Consider the following 1190-nt stretch of genomic DNA (forward strand, 5'->3'; position numbering starts at 1 on the left):
GCCACGGCGTTGTCGCCATCGGCCAGGCGGCGCATGGCCGAGGTCATGGCGTCGACCGGGGCGGCGATGCTGCGGGCCAGCAGCCAGCCCATCAGCACGGCGATGCCGACGGCGGCCGCGCCGCCCAGGGCCAGGGCCAGGCCGGCGCCCGCGAAGGCGCGCTTCTGTTCCTCGGTCCGCTGGGCCAACTGGGCCTGTTCGGCCTCGTCGATGGTCTTCAGCACCTTGCGCACATTGGTCAGGCGGCCGCTCTTGCCGATGCCGACACGGGCGGCTTCCAGCTTGGCGGGATCCTTGGCGTCGGCGATCTGGGCCAGGGTCTCGGCGCGGAAAACGGTCACGGCCTGGGTCAGGGTGTCGAGATTGGCCTTCTCGGCCTCGTCCTCGGCGCCGGCCGTCAGGGCCTGAAAGGCCTCGTCGTACTTGCCCTGGTAGCTCTGGTACTTCTCGACGAACGACGGATCCAGACTCGCCACGAAGCCGCGCGCGGCGTTCTGCTGCTCGACGAGATCCGCGCCGGCCTTCTCGACCACCGCCAGATAGTCGTAGCTGTGGGCGTTGAGGGCGGTGACCCGCTGGATCGACGCCAGGCCGCTCCAGGCCAGGGCCCCGGCCCCGGCCACGGCCGCCACCAGTACGGCGAAGGCCAGCAGCAGCTTGTGCGCCACCTTGAGGTTGCTGAGCATCACGAGACTTCCCAGGAGAGTGTTGGGAGGAGTTTCGCCGATGCGGATTAATGGATATTATTCATGAACACACTAAGCGCGTATCGAACGGCGTTCTTGATTGTTCAGTGCAATCAACTCATTCTGCCACAAGGATGGAACATAGGGTGCGACGTGTGGTCGCAGGCTTTGACTCCACAGGTCGAAGCAGGCGATATTGATCCGTGTTCTGATTATTATCGAATACAGTGGAGCGGGGCTCTCCACCTTGGGGCATTCGGCGATTTTGCATCTTTGACGCGAATCGTGAGATAAAAACGACGCACGGCCGCAACCGGGGGACGGGGCCGCGCGTATTCGAACAAGGCCGAGCTTCGGCCGAACGCGCCAAGGACGCGCCCCCGATGAACGCTCCCCCGCCCTTGCCGCTGGTCCGCCCCATGCTGTGGCTGGCCGCCGCCGCCTTCGCGACCGGTTTCGGCGGCTACCTGCTGGTGGGCCTGAGCGCCCGATAATCCCTCTCTC

The 1190-nt window shown here is 65.7% G+C and carries 2 protein-coding genes; one reads left to right on the forward strand and one right to left on the reverse strand.

Going from position 1 to position 1190, the window contains the following annotated elements; translation table 11 throughout:
• The coding region (locus tag DMC18_RS25105) for a CHASE3 domain-containing protein (RefSeq protein WP_146218228.1) at positions 1 to 686 on the reverse strand (686 nt) is incomplete at its 3' end.
• A 383-nt stretch (positions 687 to 1069) separates the two neighbouring features.
• On the opposite strand from DMC18_RS25105, the gene DMC18_RS27100 reads away from it, so the two are divergent.
• Positions 1070 to 1180, forward strand: coding sequence for a hypothetical protein (locus DMC18_RS27100; protein WP_233245315.1), 111 nt, complete (start codon positions 1070 to 1072; stop codon positions 1178 to 1180).
• The last annotated feature ends 10 nt before the right edge of the window (positions 1181 to 1190 follow it).

The sequence above is a fragment of the Caulobacter sp. D5 genome, from assembly GCF_003185805.1.
Classification (GTDB): domain Bacteria; phylum Pseudomonadota; class Alphaproteobacteria; order Caulobacterales; family Caulobacteraceae; genus Caulobacter.

What these genes read in the sequence shown, in the direction of transcription:
- DMC18_RS27100 (WP_233245315.1), top strand. Translation starts at nt 1,070, where the DNA reads ATGAACGCTCCCCCGCCCTTGCCGCTGGTCCGCCCCATGCTGTGGCTG.